General features: G+C 73.5%; 21 protein-coding genes. 8 read left to right on the top strand and 13 right to left on the bottom strand.

Going from position 1 to position 24906, the window contains the following annotated elements:
• Positions 1-45: 45 nt before the first annotated feature.
• The 5 genes from ACF09E_RS33300 to ACF09E_RS33280 all read left to right on the top strand — a co-directional run bounded on the left by ACF09E_RS33300 (position 46) and on the right by ACF09E_RS33280 (position 7425).
• Positions 46-1098 (top strand): helix-turn-helix domain-containing protein, encoded by a 1053-nt coding sequence (locus ACF09E_RS33300; protein WP_392209683.1) that lies wholly within the window; start codon positions 46-48, stop codon positions 1096-1098.
• 144 nt (positions 1099-1242) lie between these two features.
• A complete protein-coding gene (locus ACF09E_RS33295) occupies positions 1243-4131 on the top strand; it encodes an AAA family ATPase (protein WP_392209681.1) in 2889 nt (962 codons plus the stop codon).
• A gap of 160 nt (positions 4132-4291) precedes the next feature.
• The gene (locus ACF09E_RS33290) at positions 4292-5596 is read left to right on the top strand and encodes an extracellular solute-binding protein (RefSeq protein ID WP_392209679.1); all 1305 of its coding nucleotides are present in this window, start codon (positions 4292-4294) and stop codon (positions 5594-5596) included.
• 154 nt (positions 5597-5750) lie between these two features.
• Entirely contained in the window at positions 5751-6584 is an 834-nt protein-coding gene (locus ACF09E_RS33285; RefSeq protein WP_392209677.1) for a carbohydrate ABC transporter permease, read from the top strand.
• 88 nt (positions 6585-6672) lie between these two features.
• Entirely contained in the window at positions 6673-7425 is a 753-nt protein-coding gene (locus tag ACF09E_RS33280; protein WP_392209781.1) for a carbohydrate ABC transporter permease, read from the top strand.
• Between the two features lie 20 nt (positions 7426-7445).
• On the opposite strand, the gene ACF09E_RS33275 is transcribed toward ACF09E_RS33280, so the two are convergent.
• From ACF09E_RS33275 to ACF09E_RS33250, 6 genes are all read right to left on the bottom strand, one after another.
• Entirely contained in the window at positions 7446-8207 is a 762-nt protein-coding gene (locus ACF09E_RS33275; protein WP_392209675.1) for a GPR1/FUN34/YaaH family transporter, read from the bottom strand.
• Between the two features lie 19 nt (positions 8208-8226).
• Complete coding sequence (locus tag ACF09E_RS33270) at positions 8227-10116, bottom strand: amidohydrolase (protein ID WP_392209673.1); 1890 nt, start codon at positions 10114-10116, stop codon at positions 8227-8229.
• Positions 10113-11066, bottom strand: coding sequence for an alpha/beta hydrolase (locus ACF09E_RS33265; RefSeq protein WP_392209671.1), 954 nt, complete (start codon positions 11064-11066; stop codon positions 10113-10115). Before ACF09E_RS33265 ends, ACF09E_RS33270 begins: the two co-directional genes overlap by 4 nt.
• A gap of 63 nt (positions 11067-11129) precedes the next feature.
• Positions 11130-11744, bottom strand: coding sequence for an FMN reductase (locus tag ACF09E_RS33260; protein WP_392209670.1), 615 nt, complete (start codon positions 11742-11744; stop codon positions 11130-11132).
• On the bottom strand, positions 11741-12826 hold the full coding sequence (locus ACF09E_RS33255) for an LLM class flavin-dependent oxidoreductase (protein ID WP_392209668.1): 1086 nt from the start codon (positions 12824-12826) through the stop codon (positions 11741-11743). Before ACF09E_RS33255 ends, ACF09E_RS33260 begins: the two co-directional genes overlap by 4 nt.
• A gap of 103 nt (positions 12827-12929) precedes the next feature.
• Positions 12930-13766 (bottom strand): alpha/beta fold hydrolase, encoded by an 837-nt coding sequence (locus tag ACF09E_RS33250; protein WP_392209666.1) that lies wholly within the window; start codon positions 13764-13766, stop codon positions 12930-12932.
• Positions 13767-14073: 307 nt separating this feature from the next.
• Here ACF09E_RS33250 and ACF09E_RS33245 point away from each other — a divergent pair, with 307 nt between their 5' ends.
• The gene (locus ACF09E_RS33245; protein WP_392209664.1) at positions 14074-15060 is read left to right on the top strand and encodes a helix-turn-helix domain-containing protein; all 987 of its coding nucleotides are present in this window, start codon (positions 14074-14076) and stop codon (positions 15058-15060) included.
• A gap of 15 nt (positions 15061-15075) precedes the next feature.
• Here the strand turns inward: ACF09E_RS33245 and ACF09E_RS33240 are convergent, their stop codons facing one another.
• The 5 genes from ACF09E_RS33240 to ACF09E_RS33220 all read right to left on the bottom strand — a co-directional run bounded on the left by ACF09E_RS33240 (position 15076) and on the right by ACF09E_RS33220 (position 20593).
• Positions 15076-15723, bottom strand: coding sequence for a nucleoside deaminase (locus ACF09E_RS33240; protein ID WP_392209662.1), 648 nt, complete (start codon positions 15721-15723; stop codon positions 15076-15078).
• Positions 15724-16247: 524 nt separating this feature from the next.
• Positions 16248-16829, bottom strand: a complete 582-nt coding sequence (locus ACF09E_RS33235) for a Dps family protein (RefSeq protein ID WP_392209660.1) — start codon at positions 16827-16829, stop codon at positions 16248-16250.
• A gap of 102 nt (positions 16830-16931) precedes the next feature.
• The gene (locus tag ACF09E_RS33230; RefSeq protein WP_392209658.1) at positions 16932-17438 is read right to left on the bottom strand and encodes a DoxX family membrane protein; all 507 of its coding nucleotides are present in this window, start codon (positions 17436-17438) and stop codon (positions 16932-16934) included.
• A gap of 5 nt (positions 17439-17443) precedes the next feature.
• Complete coding sequence (locus tag ACF09E_RS33225; RefSeq protein WP_392209656.1) at positions 17444-18106, bottom strand: hydrolase; 663 nt, start codon at positions 18104-18106, stop codon at positions 17444-17446.
• Between the two features lie 234 nt (positions 18107-18340).
• A complete protein-coding gene (locus tag ACF09E_RS33220) occupies positions 18341-20593 on the bottom strand; it encodes an ATP-binding protein (RefSeq protein ID WP_392209654.1) in 2253 nt (750 codons plus the stop codon).
• Between the two features lie 350 nt (positions 20594-20943).
• Here ACF09E_RS33220 and ACF09E_RS33215 point away from each other — a divergent pair, with 350 nt between their 5' ends.
• A complete protein-coding gene (locus ACF09E_RS33215; RefSeq protein WP_392209652.1) occupies positions 20944-22005 on the top strand; it encodes an NAD-dependent epimerase/dehydratase family protein in 1062 nt (353 codons plus the stop codon).
• A 146-nt stretch (positions 22006-22151) separates the two neighbouring features.
• Here ACF09E_RS33215 and ACF09E_RS33210 read toward each other — a convergent pair whose 3' ends face one another.
• Both ACF09E_RS33210 and ACF09E_RS33205 read right to left on the bottom strand, forming a co-directional pair.
• Positions 22152-23270, bottom strand: coding sequence for a sensor histidine kinase (locus ACF09E_RS33210; protein WP_392209650.1), 1119 nt, complete (start codon positions 23268-23270; stop codon positions 22152-22154).
• Positions 23267-24007 (bottom strand): response regulator transcription factor, encoded by a 741-nt coding sequence (locus ACF09E_RS33205; RefSeq protein ID WP_392209649.1) that lies wholly within the window; start codon positions 24005-24007, stop codon positions 23267-23269. The genes ACF09E_RS33210 and ACF09E_RS33205 overlap by 4 nt, the downstream gene beginning before the upstream one ends.
• 125 nt (positions 24008-24132) lie before the next feature.
• On the opposite strand from ACF09E_RS33205, the gene ACF09E_RS33200 reads away from it, so the two are divergent.
• Positions 24133-24882, top strand: a complete 750-nt coding sequence (locus ACF09E_RS33200; protein WP_392209647.1) for a glycosyltransferase family 2 protein — start codon at positions 24133-24135, stop codon at positions 24880-24882.
• Positions 24883-24906: the final 24 nt, after the last annotated feature.

The following is a 24906-nucleotide window of genomic DNA, read 5'->3' as shown; positions in this document are numbered from 1 at the left end:
GCTGACACGCTGGTGGCAGAGCACGAACCGCCAGAGGAAACACCCATGCAGACGCTTTCGCCGGAGCCGACCCCCGGCCCCCTCACCCGCACCCACTACTCCGCGGAGACCGTTCCCGCCGCACGGCGCCGGGGGTACTGGCGCGAGGCGCTGTCCCGGACGTTCGGCGCCGTGGACATGGCCGTGCCCGACGAGGTGTGGTCCGGCACGATCCGCACCGCGGTACTGGGACGCGTGCAGGCCGTCACGGTGGAGAGCGAGCCGCAGTTCGCCCGCCGGACCCGGCGCCTCATCGCCTGTGCCGACAACGAGGACTTCGTGGTCGTCAAACTGCTCAGCCGGGGCGGCGCCCGCGTCGAACAGGACGCCCGGGACAACGCCGTACGGCCGGGCCAGCTCTTCGTCTACGACATGGCACGGCCGATCCGGCTCGCTCTCCCCGAACCGTTCCAGACGAAGTCCCTGGTCCTCCCGCGGGCCGTCCTCGGCCTCGACGAGTCGGACATCTCCCGGATCACCGCCCTGCCCCTCGGGCCCGAATCCGCGATCGGCGGAATCCTCTCACCCCTCCTGGCGCAGCTCGTGGACACCGCCGAGGCGTGCCCGGAACCCGTCGGCGAGCTCATCGCCCGCAACGTGATCGACCTGCTCACCGTCCTCGCCGACGAGCAGCGGGGCGCGGACACCATGGAGTCGCCGAGCGGCGCTCGCGTGCTGCTCACCCGGATCCGCGCCTTCATCGACGACCATCTGGCCGACCCCGACCTCACCCCCGAACTGGTGGCCCGCGCCCACCACGTCTCCGTGCGCTATCTGCACAAGCTCTTCGAGACCGAGGGCATCACCGTCAGCCGCCTGATCCAGCGGCGCCGCCTGGAGGAGTGCCGGCGGACGCTGGCCCGCAGGGACGCCGCCGACACGACGATCGCCGGCGTGGCCCACCGCTGGGGGTTCACCAGCGCCTCCCACTTCAGCCGTGTCTTCCGTACGGCGTACGGGCAGTCCCCCGTCGACTGGAAGAACTCGGCGGCGGCCGGACGGGGTGCGCGATCCCGCCCGACGGAACCGCACGGGAGCCCCCGCCGCCTGGTCGTGTGACCGGAGACTCACCCGCCAGATGTGCGTTGAGCTGCAGTTCTTGCCATAGTGACCCTCCTGGGAACGCTTCGGCGCCGGTGACGGCGGCCGGGGGCGATCCGTGGGTCGCGGGGGAGGGGCAAGGTGGCGGGGTCGGGCGGGCCGTTGTCCCGTCGTGGGCTGCGCGGCCGGGAGGCCGAGCTCGCGGAGCTGCGTACGCTCGTCGCATCCGTCGCCCGGAGCGGCAGCGGCGCGCTCGCCCTCCTGCGCGGCGAGGCCGGCATCGGGAAGAGCACCCTGCTCACGGAGGCCGTCGAGCTGGCCCAGGGGCACGGGTACTCCACCGGCATCGGCAGAGCCGACGAACTGCATCACCTCGTGCCGCTGTCCTCCCTGGCGGGCTGCCTCCTCGACGGTGCGCGCCCGCTGCTGTCGGGTGACGCCTTCGCCGACCTCGCCCGCCGCCACGACCAGCGGATCCGGCTCGTGGAGCGGCTCGCCGGGGTGATCGAGGCCCGCGCGGCCGAGACACCCGTCCTCGTCGCCCTGGACGACGTGCAGTGGGCGGATCCGCTGAGCCGGTTCGCCCTGCGGCAGCTGCCCGGCCGACTGCGGAGCTCCCCGGTCCTGTGGCTGCTGACCGGGCGTACGGGGCCCACCGCCGCCGGCGAGGAGATCCTGGCGGCCGCGGGAGACCGGCTGCCGGTGGCACGGTTCCTCGTGGCGCCCCTGTCCGCCGCCGCGATCGGCCGACTCGCCGACGACACCCTGGGCGAGGATGTCGACGAGCGGACGCGGAGCCTCCTCGACGGCACGGGCGGGAACCCCTTCCTCGCCGTGGAACTGCTCCGCGGACTGCGAACCGAAGGACACACCGCAGAGCCCGCCGCCCATGCCGCGGAGCCTGTCGGAGACCCGACCTCCGTCCGAACGGCCGACGCGGGCACGGAACCCGGACCCGGTGTACGGAGCACCGCGCACCCGGCGGAGGACGCGTCCCCGTCCGTGCCGACCGGGCTCGTGTCCGGCGTGCGCGGACGGATCGAATCCCTCGGACCCGACACCCTCACCTTCCTGCGGATGGGGGCCGTCCTCGGCCGCCGGTTCGCCTTCGCCGACGCGGCAGCGCTGTGCGAGCGCCCTCCCACCACCCTGATCCCGGCCCTCGACGAAGCCGTCCGTACCGGGCTCCTCGACGACGACGGCGCGCTCCTCGCCTTCCGGCACGACCTGCTGCGCCAGGCGGTGTACGCCGACATCCCCGGGTCGGCGCGCAACGCACTGCACCGGGCGGCCGCGCACCGCCTCGTCGCCTCCGGGCACCGCCCGATCGACGCGGCGTCCCACGTGCTGCGCGGGGCCGAGCCCGGTGACGAGGAAGCCGTCGCCCTGCTCCGGCAGGCGGCGGAGGACGTCCTGCCGGTCACGCCGGGCCTCGCGGCCGACCTCATGACGCGCGCCCTGGAGCTGGTACGCCCCTCGGAGGCGGCGCGGTTCGACGTCGGCGAGCAGACCATCGTCTGCCTCATCCGCGCGGGGCGGGACCGGGAGGCGCTGAAGACCTGTGACGGCCTTCTCGCCGCGCAACCGCCGCTCGCGGTGTTCGGGCGGCTCCAGGCGACCCTCGGCGGAGCCCTGTGGAGCCTCGACCTGGCGGAGGAGCTGTGCCGGCGGGCCGAGGCGGCCCTGGCCGTCGGAGGGCTTCCGCCCGACGTGGGAGCCCGGCTCGCCGCCCTGCGGGCGCTCGCCCTGTCCCGTGGCCGCGACCTGGGCGTCGCGCGGGCCGCGGGCGAGGAGGCGCTGGCGGCGGCGATCACCACCGGGGACCGCCCGGCGCACGTCCAGGCCCTGTCCGCACTCGGCGAGATCGCCCTCAACGCGGGCGACGGCGCCGGGGCGTTGGCGCGGTTCACCGCGCTGAGCGTCGTGGACAGCGCCTTCCGGCCCGAGGAGGTCGTCGCCCACCAGCACACGGACCGGTTCGACAGCGCCGAGGAGTTGCTGCGGCGGGCGGAGGCGGACGCCGGTGCGCATCGACAGGCCATGCTCCTCTGGGCGCAGGGACAGCAGCACCTCGGCCGGGGCCGTCTCGACGACGCCGAGGCGCACTTCGTGACGATGGAGGACTTGGAGGACGCCGTACGGATCCCCGTGCAGCAAGTGAACTCGCGGGTGATCCGCGCCTGGATCGCGCTGCTCCGCGGCAGGCGCGCGGAGGCCGGCGAGCAGCTGCTCGCGGCGCGGGAGCGCCTGGCGGTCAAGCCGAACCCGGGGAACCGGGCCGCGGTCTGCTTTCTGGAGGCCCTCGTCGCGGCCCACGACGGAGACGCCCGGTCGGCCGCGGACGCGCTGCGACGGCTGCAGGAGATCGGGCCGTTCATGCGCTGGCGGCTGCTGCGCACCTGGGTCGGTACGGCGGTCCGGACGGCTCTGTCGGCAGGGGACCACGCGCTGGCCGAGGATCTGGTCGCGCAGGCGGCGGCGCACGCCGAACGCAACCCCGGGGTGCCGACGGCGACGGGGATCGCCGCCCACGCCGCCGGTCTCGCCACGGGCGACATCGGCGCGCTCGACCGGTCGGTGTCCCTGCTCGCGGCCGGACCCCGCCCGCTGGTCCTGGCCGACGCCAGGGTGGACCTCGGACGGGCGCTGCTCGCGGCGGGACGGACGGCAGAGGCGGCGGCGGTGCTCGCGGCCGCCCGGGACGCCTTCGCCGCGTCGGGCGCCGACGCGGCGGCGGCCGGCATACGGCGGCTGCTCGACGCCGCCGACGGCGGTCCGGGCGCCGAGGCCGAGTCCCGGCCGGGGGCCGGGCCCGAGCGGACGGGCGCCGCGCGCGACCGGCCGGTCCAGGGCTGGGAGGCGCTCACCGCCTCGGAGCGGAAGGTGGCGCGGCTGATCGCAGGGGGCCACACCAACAGGTCCGCCGCCGAGGTCCTCGTCGTCTCGCCCCACACCGTCAACACCCATCTGACGGCGGTCTTCCGCAAGCTCACCGTGAGGTCGCGGGTGCAGCTCACCCATGTGGTGCTCGCGCGAAGCGACCTGGAATAGACCCCTCCATCACGTCGGTCCTCCTCGATGGGCGACACTTTCGAACACGGTACGCACGTCCGTATCCCTCACCTCCGTATCCACCGTGGCCACCGGCCGCACTGGCACCCGCATCCCCGCTCGCCCCCACATCCGCACCCGCACGAAGAGAAGCATTCGCATGAGAAGACGCATCCGCACGAAGAGACGCGTCTGCAGGCAGGGCACCCTCCTGAACGCACCGACGGGACCTCGCAGACGGCTCCTCGCCGCCCTCGCGGCGGCCGTCGCACTGGTCCTGGTCACCGCCGGCTGCGGAACCGGCGACCCGGCCGGCTCCTCCCGTACCGAACGGGTGGCGTCCCTCACCGTGCTCGACTACTACACCGACAGCACCGAACACGCCCACTGGGGCGAACTGCTCGACGCCTGCGGCAGGCAGGCCGGGGTGACGATCGAGCACCGGAGCGTTCCCGCGCCCTCGCTCGTGCCCACGGTCCTGCGGCAGGCCGCCGCACGGACCATGCCCGACCTGCTGATGCTCGACAACCCCGACCTCCAGCAGATCGCGCGGTCCGGCGCGCTCGCCCCGCTCCGTCCGTACGGCGTCCGGACCGGAGGCTTCGGCCCGGGCATCCTGTCGGCCGGCACCTACCGCGGCGAGGTGTACGGGCTGGCGCCGACCGTCAACACCCTCGCCCTCTACTACAACAAGGACATGCTCGCCGAGGCCGGCCTGAGCGTCCCCCGGACCTGGGACGAGCTGCGGAAGGCCGCCCGGGCCACGACCCGGCCCGGCCGCCACGGCCTGGCGGTCGACGCCGACGCGTCCTTCGAGAGCACCTTCCAGTTCCTTCCCTTCCTCTGGTCCAACGGTGGCGACGAACGACGCCTCGACACCCCACAGGCCGCCGAGGCACTCCGCCTGTGGAGCGACCTCGTACGGGACGGAGCCATGTCCCGGTCCGTCCTCACCTGGAACCAGGCCGACGTGCACGAGCAGTTCCTCGGCGGCGACGCGGCCATGATGGTCAACGGTCCCTGGCGGATGACCGAACTCGCGAAGGCGAAGGACCTGCGCTGGGGCGTCGCACCGCTCCCCGTGCCCCGGGCCGGTGCGGAACTGGTCACCCCGCTGGGCGGCGAGGTCTGGACCGTGCCGCGCAGCGGCTCCGAGGCCCGCATGCGGAAGGCCGCCAAGGTCCTCGACTGCCTCAACGAGCCGGCCCACCAGCAGAAGCTGGCGACCTGGCACCACACGGTGCCGACCCGCACGGACGTGGCCGCCCGGTACGCGAGGCAAGTCCCCTCCATGGCCGCCTTCGTCGAGAGCGTCCGGGGCGCGCGGGCCCGCACCCGGCAACTCGGTCCCGCCTGGCCGAAGACGGCCACCGCGATCCACACCGCCGTCCAGGCCGCGGTCTCCGGACAGCAGACTCCCGAGGAGGCGCTCCGGCGTGCGCAGCGCATGGCGACGAGCTCCTGACCGCGGAGGCCGCACCGGCGGCGGCACCCGAACCCGTACCGACGGCAGCGGCCGAAGCCGCCTGGACGGCAGCGGCCGAAGCCGCTCCGGTGCGGCAGCTCGGGTCCGGCGGCGTGAGGCCGCTGCCCGGGCGGCGTTCCTCGCACCGGCCGCCGTGTTCCTCCTGCTGTTCCTCGGCCGGCCGCTCGTGGACAACATCACGACGAGCCTCCGCGACTCCACGGCCGCGACCCTCCTCGGCGGAACGGCTCCGTTCACCGGACCGGACAACCACATCCGCCTGCTCGCCTCGGAGGAGTTCCGGCAGGCGGCAGCCGCCACCGTCCTGTACACGGCCGGTTCGCTGGCCGCGCAGTTCACCATCGGCCTGGCCCTCGCCCTGTTCTTCCAGCGCCGCTTCCCGCTCGGCCGGATCGTCCGTTCGCTGCTGCTGCTGCCCTGGCTGATGCCGCTGGTCGCCACCGGAACCGTCTGGCGGTGGATGCTCGACACCGACGACGGCGTCGTGAACGGGGCACTGCGCGCGCTGCGCGCCGTACCCTCCGGCGTTCCCTGGCTCACCGGCACCCACGAGGCACTGTGGTCCGTGATCCTCGTCAACACCTGGGTGGGCATCCCTTTCAACACCGCCCTCCTGTACGCAGGCCTCCAGGCGATCCCGCCCCAGGTCCACGAGGCGGCCCGGGTGGACGGAGCCGGACCCGTCCGGATCTTCCGCTCCGTCACGTGGCCGCTGCTGCGGCCGACGGCCGGCGTCGTCCTCGTCCTGGGAGCCGTCTACACGCTCAGGGCGCCGGACGTCGTCCTGGCGCTCACCGGCGGCGGACCCGCCGGGGCGACACGGACCCTGGCGGCCCTGGCCCACGAGCAGGCGTACGCCCGGTTCGACTTCGGGCGCGCCGCCGCCACCGGCAACGTGCTCGTCCTGGTCTCGCTCGGCCTCGCCCTGCTCCATCTCCGCGCCGTCCGGCGCGCCCGTACCCCCTGAGGAAGGGGAACCCTTGTCCCTCGCCACGTCGTCGCGACGACAGGGCGGCCTCGTCCGCTCGCTCGGCGCGATCGTCCTGCTGGCCCTGATGCTGTCTCCCGTCCTCTGGATGGTGAACGCCTCCCTGCTGCCTGACGGCCGCCCGGCTCACGGGGTGTGGTTCCCGACGGACCCCGATCCGAGCGGATACGTCACGGCCTTCCACGATCAGGGCGGCGCCCTCGTCACCAGCCTGGCCGTCTCGCTCGGCACGGCCGCGCTCAGCCTCGCGCTCGCCGCTCCCGCGGCCCACGCGCTGACCCTGTCACCGCTGCCCGGCGCCGGCCCGTTCCTCTTCGCCGTGCTGCTCGTCCAGGCAGTTCCCGGCATCAGCGTGGCCAACGCGCTCCACGGTCTCTACGCCGACACCGGACTCCTCGACTCGCGTCTCGGCCTGGTCCTCGCCGACTCGACCGCCGGCGTCCCCCTGGCGATCCTGGTGCTGCGCACGGCCATGGCGGCGATTCCCCGCGAGATCGTGGAGGCGGCCCGTCTCGACGGCGCCGGCGCCTGGCGCGTGTTCCGTTCCGTGGTCCTGCCCCTGAGCAGGAACGCCCTGGTCACAGCCGGCCTCTTCGCCTTTCTCTTCGCCTGGGGCGACACCCTGTTCGCCCTCACCCTGACCACCACCGACACCGTCCGCCCGATCACGCTCGGCCTGTACGACTACCTCGGCGCCCACACCACCCGGTGGAACGCGACCATGGCCACCGCCGTCCTGGCGTCGCTCCCCGCGGCGGTTCTCGTCGTGGTGGCGCAGCGCCACATCACCACGGCACCCGCCGCCGGAGCGACGCACTGAGGACGGCGTCGGCAGTCCCGTCAGAGTGTGCGGCGCACACCCGCCTGGCGCTCGAGATTGCGCAGCTGGACGGACAGGTCGCCCTCGACGGCCAGGTGCGCGGGGCCGCTGCGGCCGATGGGCAGCACCTCCTCACTGCGCATGTCCTCCAGCATCAGGGCGAACGCCGCGTACAGGGCCACCAGCGCCACCACGAGGCCCAGCGCACCGGACGTGCGCGTCAGCCATTCGGCACCGGTGATCCCGGCGAGGCCGGTGGCCGCCCAGCGGGGGGCGGACACCACCAGGACGAGCCACAACGCCCGCTTGGGCCGGGTCACGGCGATCATCAGCGCTCCGAAGACGAGCAGCGCCAGGTTGAACACGCCCAGCACCTCCAGGCCGCCCGGGGCCCCGGTGAGCATGACGAGCGCGTACGGCAGCCAGCTGCCGGCGAACACCGCCATCAGAGTCGCCGCGATGACGTCACGTGCCCCGAAGGCCAGGTGGCTCACCAGGAGCTGGAGGACGAAGGCCGGCAGCACGGTGAACGCGACGGCGCCGCGGGCGGCCTCGTCGAAGACGCCGAGCTGGAGGCAGCCCGTCATCACGGACGCCAGGGCGATCGTGAAGAAGCCCAGCGGCATGGGGGAGGCGATGGGCCGCAGGGTGATCCGGGTCATGGACCGCAGATCGGGCTCGAAGCGACGACCGGCGACCACGGGTGCGGACCCGGGATCGGCGCCGGTGCCGGCGCCTGGGCCGGTGTCCGGGCCGGGCTCGGTGTCGGACTCGGTGTTCATACGTGTGTTCCTCCGGGGATCAGTGGGTGAAGCAGGGGTCGACGAACGACGGCGGCGTGCCGGGACCCGCGCCCCGCGCCGTACGCCACCGGCGGTGCTCCGCGGAATCCGCGGCGGCCTCCGCCACCAGCGCGGCCTGCCGTGCGCCGCCCGCCTGGTAGCCGCCGAAGCGGGCCACCGGCGACCACTCCGGGGAGATCGGGGGGAGTGCCTCGTCGAGGCCCTCGTACTCGGCGGAGGCGTACACGATCCGGCCTCCGACGACGGTCAGGACGGCCTCGATGTCGGGGATCGCGTGCTCGGGCACGGTGAAGTAGTCCTCCGAGAGCACCGCCAGGTCCCCGTAGTACCCCTCCCGGAGCAGGCCCTTGACGTCCTCCTCGCCGGTGAGCCGCGCCCCGCCCCGGGTGTAGAGGCCCAGCGCGGTGTCCCTGCCGAGGAGGTTCGCGGGGCCGCGGAGCGGTGTGCCGCCGACGGTCCGGCCGGTGATCAGCCAGTGCAGCGCCACCCACGGGTTGTACGACGACACGCGAGTCGCGTCCGTACCCGCGGCGACGGTCAGGCCCCGGTCGAGCATGGCACGGACCGGCGGGGTGTGGGCGGCGGCCTCGGAGCCGTACCGGTCACGGAACGCGAGACCCTGGAACGACATGCGGTTCTGCACGGACACCGCGCCGCCGAGGGCCGCGATCCGGTCCAGGCTGCCGGCCGAGACGGTCTCGGCGTGGTCGAACAGCCAGCGTCCGTCGCCGGGGAAGAGCCCCTCGGCCGCGAGCTTCTCGAACACGGCCAGGTCGCGGCGGATGGTCTCGTCGTAGGTGGCGTGCAGCCGGAAGCCCCAGCCGTTCTCGACCAGAAGGCGTACGGCCTGCTCGAACTCCGTCTCGTAGCCCGCAGCGAGTTCGGGCCGCGGTTCCGAGAAGTTCTCGAAGTCGGCCGCCGCCCAGGTCAGGTTCTCCCCGGCGCCGTTGAGCCGCAGCCACGCGTCGCCGTCGCCCGGTCTGACCGTCTCGGTCCAGCGCTTCAGGTCGGCGAGCTCCTGCCCGGCCGTCTGGGGGAAGAGGTGGTAGGCGATCCGCAGCGAGAGCTCACCGGCCGCCGCGAGGTCGGCGACGGTGCCGTAGTCCTCGGGGAAGCTCTGGAAGCCGCCGGCGGCGTCGACCGCCGAGGTCAGTCCGAAGCGGTTGAGCTCGCGCAGGAAGTGCCGGGTCGAGGTGCGTCTGTCGGCCGCGTCCAGGGTGGGCGCCTTGGCCAGTGTCGAGTACAGGACGAGCGCGCCGGGCGCGGCGAGCAGCACGCCGTTCGGCTCGCCGTCGCGGTCGCGGACGATCTGCCCGCCGCGCGGGTCGGGGGTGTCACGCGTGAACCCGGCGGCGCGGACGGCCGCCCGGTTCATCAGCGCCGCCTGGTAGAGGTGCAGGACGAAGACCGGAGTATCGGGGGCGGCGGCGTTCAGCTCGGCGACCGTGGGCATCCGGCGCTCGGCGAACTGCTCGGCCGTCCAGCCTCCGACGACCCGGATCCACTGTCCCTTAGGCGTGCGGCCGGCCTGGTCGCGCAGCATGGCCAGCGCCTGCCGGAGACTGCGCACACCGTCCCAGCGCAGTTCGAGCACGTAGTTCAGACCGCCCCGGATGACGTGCAGGTGCGAGTCGTTGAGGCCCGGGACCACGCGGCGGCCGAGGGCGTCGACGACCCGGGTCCCCGGCCCGACGAGGGGCGCGAGCTCGTGGTCGTCGCCCAGCGCCGCCACCCGGCCGTCGCGGATCGCGACGGCGCGGGCGTGCGGCCGGTGGACGTCCCCGGTGAACACCTTGGCGTTGCGCACCAGGAGGTCGGCGTGCGCGGGCTCGCGCCGCGGGGCGGGGACGAGACCCGCCACGGGCATGCTGGTCGAGGACCCGGTCATGCGAGGGCCTTGCGGAGGACGTCGGTGGCGACGCCGATGGCGAGCTCGGCGCCCCGGGTCTCGCGCAGGGCGTTCAGCATGACGAAGTCGTGGATGACGCCCTGGACGCGCAGGGCGGTGACGGGGACGCCCGCCGCACGGAGCTTCGCCGCGTACTCCTCGCCCTCGTCGCGCAGGACGTCGGCCTCGGCGGTCACCACCAGCGCCGGCGGGAGGTCCGCCAGCTGGTCGAGGGTGGCGCGCAGCGGGGAGGCGGTGATCTGCGCGCGCTCCGCCTCGTCGGTCGTGTACTGGTCCCAGAACCACTTCATCGCGTCGCGGCGCAGGAAGTACCCCTCGCCGAACGCGTGGTACGAGCCGGTGTCGAAGGAGGCGTCGGTGACCGGGTAGAACAGGACCTGGTGCACGAACGTCACGTCGCCGCGCCGCTTGGCCATGAGGGTGAGGGCGGCGGTCATGTTGCCGCCGACGGAGTCGCCCGCGACGGCGACCCGGGTGCCGTCGAGACCCTCGTGGTGGCCCTCGCGGGCGATCCACCGGGCGACGGTGTAGTTCTGCTCGATCGCCACGGGGTAGCGGTTCTCGGGCGACAGGTCGTACTCGGGGAACACGACGGCCGCTCCCGCACCGACCGCGAGTTCGCGGACGAGCCGGTCGTGGGTGTGGGCGTTGCCGAAGACCCAGCCGGCTCCGTGCAGGTAGAGGACGACGGGGAGGACACCGGTGCTGCCGTGGGGGCGGACGATCCGGGCCCGGACCTCGCCGGTGGGGCCACCGTGCACGGTCACCCACTCCTCGTCGACGGCGGGCATCGCCGTGCCCTCACCGCTCTGCACGTCGTCCACCGCCTTGCGGCCTTCGGCGACGGGTATCTGGTAGAGGAACGGCGGCTGGGCGGTGGCGTCCGCGAACGCACGGGCGGCGGGTTCGAGTACGGGCTGGTCGGTCATGGGGTTCTCCTTGAAGGGTGTGCGCGGCGCTCCGCCGCGCACGGCTCGGGCTTGTGGGGGGCTTCAGACGAAGCGCAGGTCGGCGAGCTGCTGCTCGTAGGCGGTGATGTCGTCCGTGGGCTCGTCCCGGGGCGGCCGGGCCGCCATGAGCGCGGCGAGTTCGGTGCCCGCCCGGCGGACGCGGCCGGACAGACCGTCGTCGTGCGCGGTCCCGCCTGCGCCCCAGTCCTCGGAGGCCGCGAAGACGGCGGTGGGGACGACGACGGCGCGGAGGTAGGAGAAGAGGGGCCGCACGGCGTGTTCGAGGACCAGGGAGTGGCGGGCGGTGCCGCCCGTGGCTCCCGTCAGGACCGGCGTCCCGGTGAGGGCGTCCGGATCGATCACGTCGAAGAAGGACTTGAAGAGACCGCTGTACGAGGCCGCGAACACGGGAGTCACCACGATCAGGCCGTCGGCCGCCGTCGTCGCGTCGATCGCGGCACCCAGCCGGGGTGCGGGAAAGCCGGTGAGGAGGTGGTGGGCGATGTCACCGGCCAGCTCGCGCAGCTCCACGATCTCCGTGGTCGCCTCGTGGCCCCTTCCGGCGAGCGCGTCGCGGGTGGCCTCCGCCAGCCGGTCCGCGAGCAGCCGGCTGGAGGAGGGCGTGCTCAGTCCCGCGGAGACGATGGTCAGCTTCACGCGGCGGGCACCTCCCGGAGAGCGCGGAGGGACGCGTGCGTGGGCGCCTCCGGCACACCGGCCGGGCGCCCCTTGGCGAACTCCTTCCGCAGCACCGGCACGACCTCCTCGCCGAGGAGGTCGAGCTGTTCCAGGACGGTCTTCAGGGGCAGCCCGGCGTGGTCCATCAGGAAGAGCTGCCGCTGGTAGTCGCCGACGGTCTCCCGGAAGGCCAGGGTCCGTTCGACGACCTGCTGGGGTGAGCCCACCGTGAGCGGGGTCTCCTCGGTGAAGTCCTCCAGGGACGGCCCGTGGCCGTAGACGGGTGCGTTGTCGAAGTACGGGCGGAACTCCCGCACGGCGTCCTGGGAGTTCCTGCGCATGAACGCCTGTCCTCCGAGGCCGACGACGGCGTCCTCCGGACGGCCGTGACCGTGGTGGGCGAACCGGCGGCGGTACAGCTGCACCATGCGCCGGGTGTGGTGGGCGGGCCAGAAGATGTTGTTGTGGAAGAAGCCGTCGCCGTGGAAGGCGGCCTGCTCCGCGATCTCGGGGGACCGGATGGACCCGTGCCAGACGAACGGCGGGACGCCGTCCAGCGGCCGCGGTGTCGAGGTGAAGGCCTGGAGCGGCGTACGGAAGGTGCCCTCCCAGTCCACGACGTCCTCGCGCCACAGCCGGCGCAACAGGGCGTAGTTCTCCTGGGCGAGCTCGATGCCCCGCCGGACGTCCTGCCCGAACCACGGGTAGACCGGGCCGGTGTTGCCGCGTCCCAGCATGAGGTCGACCCGGCCGTCGGCCAGGTGCTGGAGCGTCGCGTAGTCCTCGGCGATCTTCACCGGGTCGTTGGTGGTGATCAGCGTGGTGGCGGTGGAGAGGATCAGCCGCTCGGTGCGTGCGGCGATGTAGCCGAGCAGGGTGGTCGGCGACGACGGGACGAAGGGCGGGTTGTGGTGCTCCCCGGTCGCGAAGACGTCGAGGCCGACCTCCTCGGCCTTGACCGCGATGGCGATCATCGCCTTGATGCGCTCGCGTTCGGTCGGGGTGCGCCCGGTGGTGGGGTCGGGGGTCACGTCCCCGACGGTGAAGATGCCGAACTGCATGGGTGGTTCGCTCTCTGGACTCGTACGGTTCCCCCGCGGGGAACCGTGGGGCCGGGGTGACGGCGGAACCCGCGCGTCGCCCCGGCGGATCAGCGGTGGGACGTCACTTCGCCAGGAAGGCGAGGAGGGCGCTGTTGACCTCCTCGGCGTGCGTCCACAGCAGACCGTGCGGGGCGCCCTCGATCTCGACGTAGTCGGCCGAGGGGAGCGCCTTGTGGAAGGGGCGCGCGGTGCCGTCGGCCGGCAGGATGCGGTCGGCCGTGCCGTGCAGGATCAGGGCCGGCACGTCGACCGCCGGGATGTCGGCGCGGAAGTCGGTGTACCAGGTCGCCGGCGCGGCGGACGCGGCGAAGGAGCCGCCGCGGGCAGCGGTGTCCCAGCTGTTGCGGAGGGCCTCCTCGCTGATGCGGGTGCCCAGGTTCTCGTCGAGGTTGTAGAAGTCGTTGAAGAAGGCCGTGTAGTAGGCGTAGCGGTCGGCCTTGACGGAGGCGACGACCCCGTCGAAGAACTCCTGGGGGGCGACACCGTCCGGGTTGTCGTCGCTCTTGAGCAGGCAGGGCTCGAGGGAGGCCAGGAAGGCGACCTTCGCGACGCGACCGGAGCCGTACGTGGAGACGTAACGGGCCACCTCGCCCGTGCCCATCGAGAAGCCGACGAGAACGGCGTCGTTCAGGTCGAGGGTCTCCAGCACGGTGTTCAGGTCGGCGGCGAAGGTGTCGTAGTCGTAGCCGGTGGTCGGCTGGGAGGACTGCCCGAAGCCGCGGCGGTCGTACGTGATCACGCGGTGTCCGGCATCGAGCAGCGCCGCGGTCTGCCGCTCCCAGGAGTGGCCGTTGAGAGGAAAGCCGTGGATGAGGACGACGGGCCGCCCCGCGCCCTGGTCCTCGTAGTACAGCTCGATCGGGGCGGTGTTCTCCTGGCCCACGGTGATGTACGGCATGAGTGTCTCCTCGGTGTGTCGTGGCTGGTCCGCGCCTCTGTGCGGTGCGGATGACCGTCACGCTACGAGCGGGGAGAGGGCGCCTCTTGTCGCGTCACGCACTGGGTCTTGTCCGTGAGCGCAGTGTTCGGGCGCGCCCACTTCTGCCTGCGGTTCTGCCTGGAGAGGGGCTCGGGCCGCTGCTTGGCTGTGAGGAACGGGAGGGAACCGGCGGACTGCGGCCTTCCGGGCGGATTCGGCGCCTGGTTCCCCGACCCCGGCCTCCCTCGACGACTCCCCTGAACGACTTCCCTCGAACGGACATGACGTGAGCGTGCTGGTGACGACCGCAACCGTGCCGGCCCCGGACAGGGCCGCCTACTGGAACGACGCGGTGAGCAGGACGCTGGTCCCGGTCGAGGTCTCGCCCCGGGGCGACGGACCGCTCGACGGCCGGATCACGACCGACCGCCTCGGATGTCTCCAGGTCTCCACGGTGGCGGCCGACGCACAGCGGATCCGCCGCACGCAGGCGCTGATCGCCAGGTCGCCGCAGGCACGGGTGGCGGTCGCCGTCCAGATCTCCGGCACCGCCACCTTCAGCCAGGACGGCCGATCCGCCGAGACGGGGGAGGGGGACCTGGTGCTGTACGACACGACCCGGCCCTTCTCCTTCGACTGCCCACGGCAGTTCGCCATCCGCGTCTTCCACCTTCCGCGCCGTGCGCTGGGTGTCCAGGACACCGCGATCCGCCGGGCCACGGGTCGCACCATCGGCACCGGGGACGGCTTCGGCGCGGTACTCCTCCCGTTCCTGACCAACCTCGCCTCCTCGGCCGCCGGCCACCCGCCGGCCGTCGCGCACCGGCTGGCGGGCATGGTCGTGGAACTCTTCGAGACCTTGATCGCCGAGCAGGCGTCCCGCTCCGGCGCCGGGGACGCGGACACACCGGGCCACCTGGTGCAGCGGGTCCGCGAACACGTCGACCGGAACCTGGTCGACCCGGACCTGTGCCCGGAGGGCCTCGCCGCGGCGCACGGGATCTCCGTCCGCTACCTGCACCGGCTGTTCGAGGCCGAGGGGATCACGGTCAGCCGGCTCATCAGGCAACGCCGCCTGGAGGAATGCGGCCGTGAACTGGCGGGCCGCGGCAGAACGGCTCCCACGGTGTCCGCCGTGGCCCAGAGATGGGGCTTCGTCAGCCCGGCCCACTTCAGCCGCGCCTTCCGCGCGGCCTACGGGGTGACGCCCAGCGAATGGCGCGCCGGGGGCAGGGGACGGCCGGAGGCCGACCTGGTGTCGGCTGCCGGGTAGATACGAGCGGGGCCCTCAGCCTTCCCTCCGCGACCGGCGGGCGGCCGCGGCGTCACCGATCGCGGGCCACAGGCTCTCCAGCCAGGCTTCGGCACTCCGCGCCGCAGGGAGACCTGGTGGCAGGAGGTCATGCACGGCGACCGTCTCGGGCTCCACGTCTCGGCAGCGAGCCACGGTTGCCGGCTCCTCCGACCCCCGTGCGGCCGCCGACACACTGCGGAGGAACATGACGTTGGCCGCCACGAGCCAAGGCTGCCGTTCCATGCCCGCCACACCCGAGGAACCGTCGTTCCCGCTGGCCAGGGCCCATGGATCCGGCGCCAGGTAGCGCACCGTCCCCACGCCCGTGAAGGCCGCGGCGGCCGTGCACATGGAGCAGGGCTCCTGCGTGCTCCACAAGGTGAGGACGCTGAGATCCCACTCGGTGCGTGCCGCGGCCAGAGCGTTCATCTCGGCGTGCGCAAGCGGCGTACCCCGCAGCGGGCCGCCTCCGGGGGCGTCGTCATAGGCCTGGTTACGGCCTTCGGCCCGCACCATGCCGACGGAGTCGGCGAGTACGGATCCCACCGCCAGCCCGCCGGCGACGAGTGCCTCGTACGCCAACGCCAAGCAGCGCCTCACCGCGTCAGGCGCGGCTGCCCACTCCACATCGAAGTTCCCCACATGGGCAAAGATCTCATGCCGCCGGACGACCCGTGTCGTACGGGGGCGGACCATCGGCAGCGCTCGATCCACGAGCTGAGATGCGTGGTCTGGCACGGGTTACGGGGTGCCACCCCGTCGCGTGAACGGATCACCTCGGGGTCGAACGACGGCGAGGGTGCACACGAGCGCCGGGTCAGTCACCGGCCTCGTTCGCGGACTTCCTGCTCAGGAACTGCTTCGCCGCCGCAACCGCTTCTCCGGGCGAGCACCGTGCCGCGGGTGTCTCCCGGCGCGACGACGACCGCGCCGGCCCCGCCCTCGGGGGCGTGGACCGGCGCGTAGATGCCGCGGGCAGCCGTCTCGTCCGGGTCGATCTCCTCCCACCGTCACCCCGGCGGCCGGCGACTCCGCCGACGGCCATCCGCACGGCGATGGTGCCGGCCCGGCCGCCGGCCCGCCTGGCTGCTGCGGCCGCTCCGGCGGCGGGCTGCATCGCCGCCCGCCGGCCCCGAGCACGACGGCCTCGTCCTCGTCCGCGTCCGTCAGCCGCGTACCAGCGGAGTGTCCACCAGGTGCTCGGCCAGGAACCAGACCTGCGCCTCGCCTGTGCGGATCACGTCGGAGACCAGCAGATCGGCGCTGCCCTCGTCGCCCTCACCGGAGAGCCTGGCAGCCGCGTCCCGGGCGTCGATCAGGATCCGTTCGTGCGCGTCGAGCAGCCGTGACAGCATGACCGGCACCGGTTCCACGCCGTCCGGCGGCCGGGGGATCGCCGTCAGTTCCGCGACGTGCCGCGGGTCCCCGACGGCCACGCCTCCGAGGCTCTGCACCCGCTCGGCCAGCGCGTCCACGATGGCCAGCTGGGTCTCCGCGTGCTTGTCCAGCATCAGGTGGAGCGAGTAGAAGGTCGCTCCGCGCATGAGCCAGTGGTGCTTCTTGTAGAGGGAGAAGAGGATCTGGGTGTCGGCGAGAACACGGTTGAGGCGCTGGCAGGCGTACATACGTGTGTCATGGCCGAGGCCGATCGGCAGCTGCTTGAGGGTGCCGAACGCCTGGATCTCTGCGCCCTTCTGATGCAGCAGCGGCTGACCGCCACCGGCCTGCGTCGTCGTGAGGGTGTTCATGGGTGCTCCGATTTCGGAAGGAGGGGAGAGGGAAGGGGACGGCCGCCCGGTCGGGGGTACGCGGGCGACCGGCCCCGGTCCGAGGGGGGCCGCGCCGGGCCGTCAGCGTTCGGCGGGCGCCGGGGCGGCGGGGCGGTGCAGGACGAGCCGCGCGAGCAGGCCGGATCCGACACCGGCCCCGAGCACCACGGCGGCCCACCACAGGGGGTACGGCGTGAGGCCGAGGGCCGCGTCGAGGGACCATGCCCCGGGACCCAGGGCGGCGAGCGCCGCGGCGGTGCCGATGAGGACGAGCGGGTACTCGTACCCGTCGTGCTGCACCCACAGGCCGTTGTGCCACTTCACGGTGAGCGCCACGGTCATGACCCCGACGGTTCCCGCCGCGGCGAGCGGCGTGAGCAGACCGGCGGCCAGCAGCAGGCCGGAGCCGATCTGGCCGCCGCCCGCCGCGAGGGCGGTGAGGACACCGCCGCGGAAGCCGTCCGCGCGGAACTCCTCGGCGCCGCCGTCGAGTCCGTCGCCTCCCAGGTGCGAGCTGACCTTCTGCACACCGTGGCCGGCGACGAGCAGTCCCACCAGCAGACGCAGGACCAGAATGCCGGTGTCCACGGAGGTCAGCCGGCCGCGTGCGCGCCGATGACGGCCTGCGCGTACACGACCCCCAGGCCGTACGCGCCCGCGTGGGCCTTGACGATCTCCATGACCGCGCCGTACGTCTCCTGGCGTGCCCAGTCGCGCTGCAGCTCGAGAAGGACCTGCACCCAGGTCACGGGGACGGCGCCGGCGGCGGTCATGCGCTGCAGCGCGTGCTCGTGGGCGGCCGGGGTGACGCCGCCGGAGGCGTCGGCGACGACGTACACCTCGTATCCCTGGCCGAGGGCCGAGAGGGCGGGCAGCACCAGGCAGACCTCGGTCCACAGCCCCGACAGGACGATCTTCCTGCGCCCGGTCGCCCTCACCGCCGCCACCAGTGCCTCGTCCTCCCAGGCGTTCATGGTGGTGCGGTCGATGATCTCGTTCTCGGGGAAGACCTCGGCGAGCTGGGGCAGCAGGGGACCGGAGAAGGACTCGGCGGCCACCGTGGTCAGGACGGCCGGTACGCCGAACGCCCGGGCCGCCTTGGCGAGGCCGACGGTGCTGTTGATGATCGAGGCCCGGTCACCGCTGCCGGTGCCGAAGAACATCTGCGGCTGGTGGTCCACGAAGAGCATGACCGCGTTGTCGGGCGTGAGCAGGTCCTCGCTCGGGGCGGCCTGCACCTGGGCGATGTCGAACATGAGGGGTCCTTTCGAAGCTGTCGGAGCGTGCCCGCCGCGTGGCGCGACGCGGCACTCCCGCAAGCTACGAGCGGCCGGAGCGGTCGCGTTGCCCTCCCGCGCACAGGGGCTGGCACGTCAGCGCACAACCGGTCGAGAACCCCGTGCCGCGCCGCGGACGGCGTCGCGGCGGGGCACACGTCAGGTCGCCGGGGCTGCCCCGTTCCGCATCGGGGGGACCGGGCACGGACCGCGTCACCCCTCCGACTCGGCGAGGCGCTCGCGGGCCTCCGTGAGGCGGGTGGGATCGGCGGTCGTGCCGAGGGCGAGGCACCGGGAGAAGGAGTCGCGGGCCTCGTCACGGTGGCCGGCGCTCAGCAGGCAGTTCCCCAGGTGGACCAGGGCCCGGCTCTCCATGGCCGTGTTGCCGCTGCTGCGGCAGAGTTCCACGGCACGACGCAGGTGATCCGCGGCGTCGGACCAGTTCCCCAGGCTCGCGTGGGCCCCACCGATGGTCACCTGCAGATTGGTCCGGGTGAACGCGGCGATGTGGGGCTCGATCCGCTCACCGGCGTGGTCCAGGAACGCAAGGGTGTCCAGGATCTCCTTGATCGACTCCTCGTGCAGCCCTCCGTCCACGAGGATCTGCCCGTGTTCCACCCGGCACTGGAGAGCGCCGTGGAGGTCACCGGCGGTCTCGAAGAACGCGGCCGCCTCCCGGTTGTGACGTGCCGCCTCCGCGTAGTCGCCGAGCAGTCGGAAGGCCCAGGCGGTGTACTTGTGGGCCCAGCCCTGCTGCGGGAGGTCGCCTGCGCGCTGCGCGGCCGAGAGCGCCTGCGCGGAGCGGTCGAGACTGTCCTGGTGCCGGCCTTCGCAGACGAGCAGCGCCCAGGCGTGGTAGTTGAGGTGGGTGGACTGGAGGAGGGGGTCGCCCAGGGCCTCGGCGCTGCGGGCCGCGGTGGCGAACACCTCGGGCCAGTGCCCCCAGAAGATCCACTGGTCGGAGAACCAGTGCAGGGCCTCGGCGACCTCGACGACCCGCGCGTGGTCGCCCTCGGCGGCAGCCGCGCGCAGGGCGGCCAGCCAGTTGGGACCCTCGGCCTGGAGCCAGTGGCGGGCCTTGTCCGCCGTGGACAGGTCGATCGTCCCCCGCCACGTGGCGGGCGGAGCCCCGTGGTCGGGCTCGTACCAGCGGCCCGCCATCACCGTGTTCTCCAGCAGCCAGCGGTGCAGCGCGGACCGTGCTGCCTCCGCCACGCCCGAGGACTCCTCGGCCCGCAGACGGCCGCGGGCGTACAGGCGCAGCAGATCGTGGAAGCGATAGCGGTCCCGGTCCGTGTTCAGGAGACCCGTCTCGACGAGCTCCTCCAGCGTGTCCTCGGCGTCGAACAGCGACTGCCCGGTCAGCTGCGCGGCCCCCGCGGCCCCCGCGTCCGGGCCGTCGACGAGCGACAGCAGCCGGAACATGCGGGCCGCCGTGGGGGTGAGCTGGCGGTACGACAGATGGAAGGCGGTGGACACGTGGACGTCGCCGGCCGTCAGCGTGTCCAGGCGGTGCTCCTCCATGGACAGCCGGTCGGCGAGGCGGCGCACGCTCCATCCGGTGCGCGTGGCCAGCCAGTTCCCGGCCACTCGCAGGGCCAGCGGAAGGTTTCCGCAGTGCCGGGCCACCTCGGCCAGGGCTCCCGGATCCGACTCCGCGCGCTCCCGTCCCACCAGAGTGGTCAGCAGCGTGTCCGCCTCAGCCGAAGACAGCTCGCCGAGAGCGAGGCGGTGCACGCTCTCCAGTCCCGCGAGCATGCGCCGGCTCGTCACCAGCACCATGCTCGCGCCCGAGCCCGGAAGCAGCGGACGGACCTGCGACTCGTCGTGCACGTTGTCCAGGACCAGCAGACAGCGCCGCTCGGCCAGCACCCGCCGGCACAGCTCCGGATGGCCCTGCGCGCCGGCCATGGCCAGGTCGCGGTCGGCCACCCCGAGCGCCTTCAGCACGCGCAGCAGGAGCTCCGCCGCGTCCGGCGGATCCTCGTCCGTTCCCCGGAGGTCGAACAGCAACTGCCCGTCCGGGAAGCGCGGGGCCAGGTCCTGGGCGGCACGCAGAGCCAGCGTGGTCTTCCCCGTGCCGGGCTGCCCGGACACGGCCACGACCACCGGCATCCCCGGGGACTCCTGCTCGGCCAAGGCCGTCAGCCGTGCCAGTTCCGACGCGCGCCCCACGAAGTCGTCGATGCCGCGGGGGAAGGCACGCAGGCCTGTCGGCTGCGGGCGGGGCATGCGCCCGGTCCGGGCGGTGGTGAGCAGCCGCTCCCGCTCGGTCGTGGTCAACTGCAGCCCGTCGGCGAGTGCTGCCACGGTCCTGCGCTGGGGAGTGGCGACCCGGCCCCTCTCCAGGTCGCCGATCCCGCGGACGCTCACTCCCGACGCCTCCGCAAGCGCCTCGAGCGTGAGCGAGGCCTCCAGACGCAACCGCCGCAACAGTGCCGCGAACTCCGAATCGGCGCCGGTCACCTGTTCGTTCCTCCCACCACAAAAGATCACATGAAGTGACTATTCTGCCCGAGGTTCGACCCCCGCTCGTCCGTGCGAAGGTGCCCCGGAGGCGACCGTGATGAGCGGACACGGGACCGTGCACATGCTCCGCCGACGGAGCACCACGCCCACGCCGTCCGCGCGGGGACGGTACTGACCGAAGGCGGGGGAGCCGTTCGCGAGCGGTGCCGGACGGCCCGGGCGGGCTCGCGCGATGCTTCCCGACGTCGGGCGGTGCGGGAGGACGGAGGGCCGCGAGGAGTGACAGAACTCTTACGGCGCGGTGCGGGAGCCACCGCCGAGGGGCGTCCTTCCGTAGCGTTCCCCGCATGCGCGTACTCGTTACAGGAGGAGCCGGGTTCATCGGCTCGCACGTGGTGGACGTACTGACGGCCGGGGGACACGAACCGGTCGTGCTGGACACGCTGTTGCCGGCCGCCCACCCCCAAGCCCCCGACCTGCCGGACGCCGAGTTCGTCCGCGGCGACGTCAGGGACGCGTCCGTCGTACGGCGTGTGCTGCGCGGCGTGGACGCCGTGTGCCACCAGGCGGCGATGGTCGGTCTGGGGAAGGACTTCGCGGACGCGCCGGAGTACGTCGCCTGCAACGACCTCGGCACGGCCGTACTGCTGGCGGCGATGGCCGAGGCGGGGGTCCACCGGTTGGTGCAGGCGGGCTCGATGGTCGTGTACGGCGAGGGGCGGTACGCCTGCCGGGAGCACGGCGTCGTGCGGCCGGGTCCGCGGGCGGTGGCCGATCTGGAGGCCGGCCGCTTCGAGCCGTGCTGCCCGGACTGCGGGGCCGATCTGCGTCCCGGGCTGGTGGGCGAGGACGCGCCCGTGGATCCGAGGAACGTGTACGCCACGACGAAACTCGCGCAGGAGCACCTGGCCGCGGCCTGGGCGCGCGCCGTCGACGGTCGGGCCGTCTCCCTGCGCTACCACAACGTGTACGGACCGGGGATGCCCCGGGACACGCCGTACGCCGGTGTCGCCTCGTACTTCCGGTCGGCGCTGGCCCGGGGAGAGGCCCCGCGGGTGTTCGAGGACGGCGCGCAGCGACGGGACTTCGTCCACGTCCGCGATGTCGCGCGGGCGAACGTCGCCGTCCTCATCGGCCTCGACACCGTGGGGGAGGGTGGCCACACCGCCTACAACGTGGGGAGCGGCGACCCGCACACCGTGGGGGAGATGGCCGCCGCGCTCGCCGCGGCGCACGGCGGCCCGGCGCCGCTGGTCACGGGGGAGTTCCGGCTGGGCGACGTCCGGCATATCACCGCGGACTCGTCGCGCCTGCGGCGAGATCTGGGCTGGTGTCCCGCGACGGGGTTCGACGAGGGCATGTCGCAGTTCGCCCGCGCCGGACAGCGGGCCTCGGCCGGGGTCGGATAGCCCGTTCCCCAGCGATCACCGTGCGGCCCGCGACGGCCCGGCCCGCGACGGTGCCGCCAGTGACAGCGCGTGCCCCGCGAAGGCGCGCCCTGCGAGACGGCGCGGCCCGCAAGGGCGCGCGCCAGGACGGCGTGCCCCGCGCCGGGTCAGCCGGCCGCGTCGGCCACTGGAAGGGTGACCTCGAAGCGGCAGCCGCCCGGCACGTTGCTCACCCGTGCCTGCCCCGCGTGGGCCTCGACGATGCCCCGGACGATGGCCAGCCCCAGCCCCGCTCCGGCCGGGGGAGTACGGGCGGGGTTGCCGCGCCAGCCGGTGTCGAACACCTTCCGCAGGTCCTCCTCGGGGATGCCGCCGCACCCGTCGGTGACGGACAGGACCGCGGCCGACGGGGTCCGGTCGACCCGTACGGCGACGGTGCCGTCGGAAGGGGTGTGCCGGATGGCGTTGCCCAGGAGGTTGGACAGGACGCGGGTCATCTCCTTGCCGTCCACGTCGACCGGTACGTGAACGAGGCCGTCGCCGCACAGCCGTACGCCGCTCTCGCGGGCGAGCGGATCGGCCCCGAGGAGGGCGTCCGCCGCCAGGTCGCGGAGGGAGACCCGGCTGGGCGTCAGTTCGAGGGCGCCCGCGTGGATGCGGGACAGCTCGAAGAGGTCGCCGACCATGGTGCCGAGGCGCTCGACCTCGGTGCGGATCTGCCGGTGGTAGCGGGCGGGTTCGTCCGCGACCCCGTCCTCCAGCGCCTCTGCCATGGCCCGCAGCCCCGCGAGCGGGGTCCGCAGGTCGTGGGAGATCCACGCGACGAGTTCGCGGCGGGAGGCGTCCAGGGCGCGTTCGCGTTCCCGGGAGGCGGCGAGCCGGGCGCTGGTGGCGGCCAGCTCGCGGGTGACGGCGGCCAGTTCCGCGGTGGCCTGGCCGGGCGGCGGCGCGAACCCGCCGTCCGCGCCGAAGTCCCGGGCCGCACGGGCCAGGTCGCGGCCGCGGGCCACGACCCAGCGCCCGAGGAGCACGGCGGTGGCCAGGGAGACGACCGCGGCCATCCCGGCCACGAGGGTGACCACGTTCAGGTCGTGCGGGGAGAGGAACATGGCCCGCGCGACGGCGAGCGTCCCGGAGAGCATGGCGCCGACGGTGACCACCGCGACGACGGCCAACGACACGGCCACCGAGCGGTGCCGCAACAGGCGCAGCGCGACCGCGCCCAGCAGGCCCGCGCAGGCGGCGCCGCCGAACGCGTACACTGCGATCAGCAGGACGTCCTTCACCGCTGTACCCCTTCTCCGGCCGTCTCGAAGCGGTACCCGACGCCCCACACCGTCTGGATCAGCCGGGGAGCCGCCGGGTCGTCCTCGATCTTGGCGCGGAGGCGCCGGACGTGGACGGTGACCGTCGACAGGTCGCCGAAGTCCCACCCCCACACGTCCCGCATCAGCTCCTCGCGCCCGTGGGCCCGGCCGGGACGGGTGAGGAAGTACGCGAGGAGGTCGAACTCCCGCAGCGTGAGCGTGAGCTCCTGACCGTTCTTCGCGGCTCGTCGCGTCCGCGGATCGAGCTGGATGCCCGCCCCGGCCAGCTGCAGCGGTCCCGACGTCTCCGTCGCCGCGGTCCGGCTCCGGCGCAGGACGCACTCCACCCGTAGGACGAGCTCGCGTGGACTGAAGGGTTTGGTGACGTAGTCGTCCGCACCGAGCTCCAGACCGGCGATCCGGTCGTCCTCGTCGCCGCGGGCGGTCAGCATGATCACCGGGACGGCGCGGTCGGCACGCAGCCGCCGGCACACCTCCAGACCGTCGATGCCGGGCAGCATCAGATCGAGGACGACCAGGTCCGGGTCGAGTCGCCGCGCGGCCTCCAGGGCGGTCGGACCGTCGGCGGCGTGGTGGACATCGTGACCGGCCCGGCGGAGGTAGCCGGCGACGACCTCGGCGACGGTGGGGTCGTCGTCGACGACGAGTACCCGCGCGGGCGGGCCGGACGGGGACGTGCTGGTGGCCGTACTCATGGGGGCAAGCCTGGCACCGGTCGGCCTCCCCCGTCTCCGCTGGTCCGCCCCCGGATGGCGGACGTCCGCGTTTCGTAAGGAGTCGATGTCCGCTATGTCCCGGGAGAGTTCCTACGGTGGCAGCCGTGACCGAACATTCCGTGGACGTCGTCCTGCCCTGTCTGAACGAGGCCGAGGCACTGCCCTGGGTACTCGCCCGCATTCCCTCCGGCTGGCGGTCCCTGGTGGTGGACAACGGGTCCACCGACGGATCCGCCGAGATCGCCCGCTCCCTGGGCGCCACCGTCGTACCGGAGGCCCGCCGGGGCTTCGGCGCCGCCTGCCACGCCGGACTCATGGCCGCCGACGCCGAGTACGTCTGCTTCTGCGATTGCGACGCCTCCCTCGATCCGGGCCTGCTGAGCGGGTTCGTGCGGGCGGTCGCGTCGGGAGAAGCCGACCTCGTGCTCGGCCGCCGTCGCCCCCGGGGGCGCGGCGCGTGGCCCGCGCACGCGCGCGCGGGCAACCTCGCCCTGTCCCGCATGCTGCGCCGCCGCACCGGACTCCGCCTCCACGACCTCGGCCCCCTGCGCGCGATGCGCCGGGAGGAACTCCTGGGCCTGGGGTTGACCGACCGCCGCTCCGGCTACCCGCTGCAGATGGTCGTCCGGGCGGCGGACACGGGCCTGCGGGTCCGCGAGGAGGACGTGCCCTACCTGCCGCGCACCGGCCGATCCAAGGTCACCGGCACATGGCGGGGCACCTGGCAGGCCGTGCGCGACATGCGCACCGTCCTCGCCGAGCCGCCGTACGCCCCTGCCACCCCCGGCCCCGTCGAGCCGCCGTACGTCCCTGCCGTCCACGGCCACGCCGAGCCGACGGGAGAAGCACGATGACCGCGCTGACCACGGCAACGACGT

The sequence above is a fragment of the Streptomyces sp. NPDC014891 genome (assembly GCF_043081085.1).
Lineage (GTDB): Bacteria > Actinomycetota > Actinomycetes > Streptomycetales > Streptomycetaceae > Streptomyces.
The sequence above is the reverse complement of the archived record's forward strand: the minus strand, read 5'-3'. Positions and strand labels throughout refer to the sequence as shown.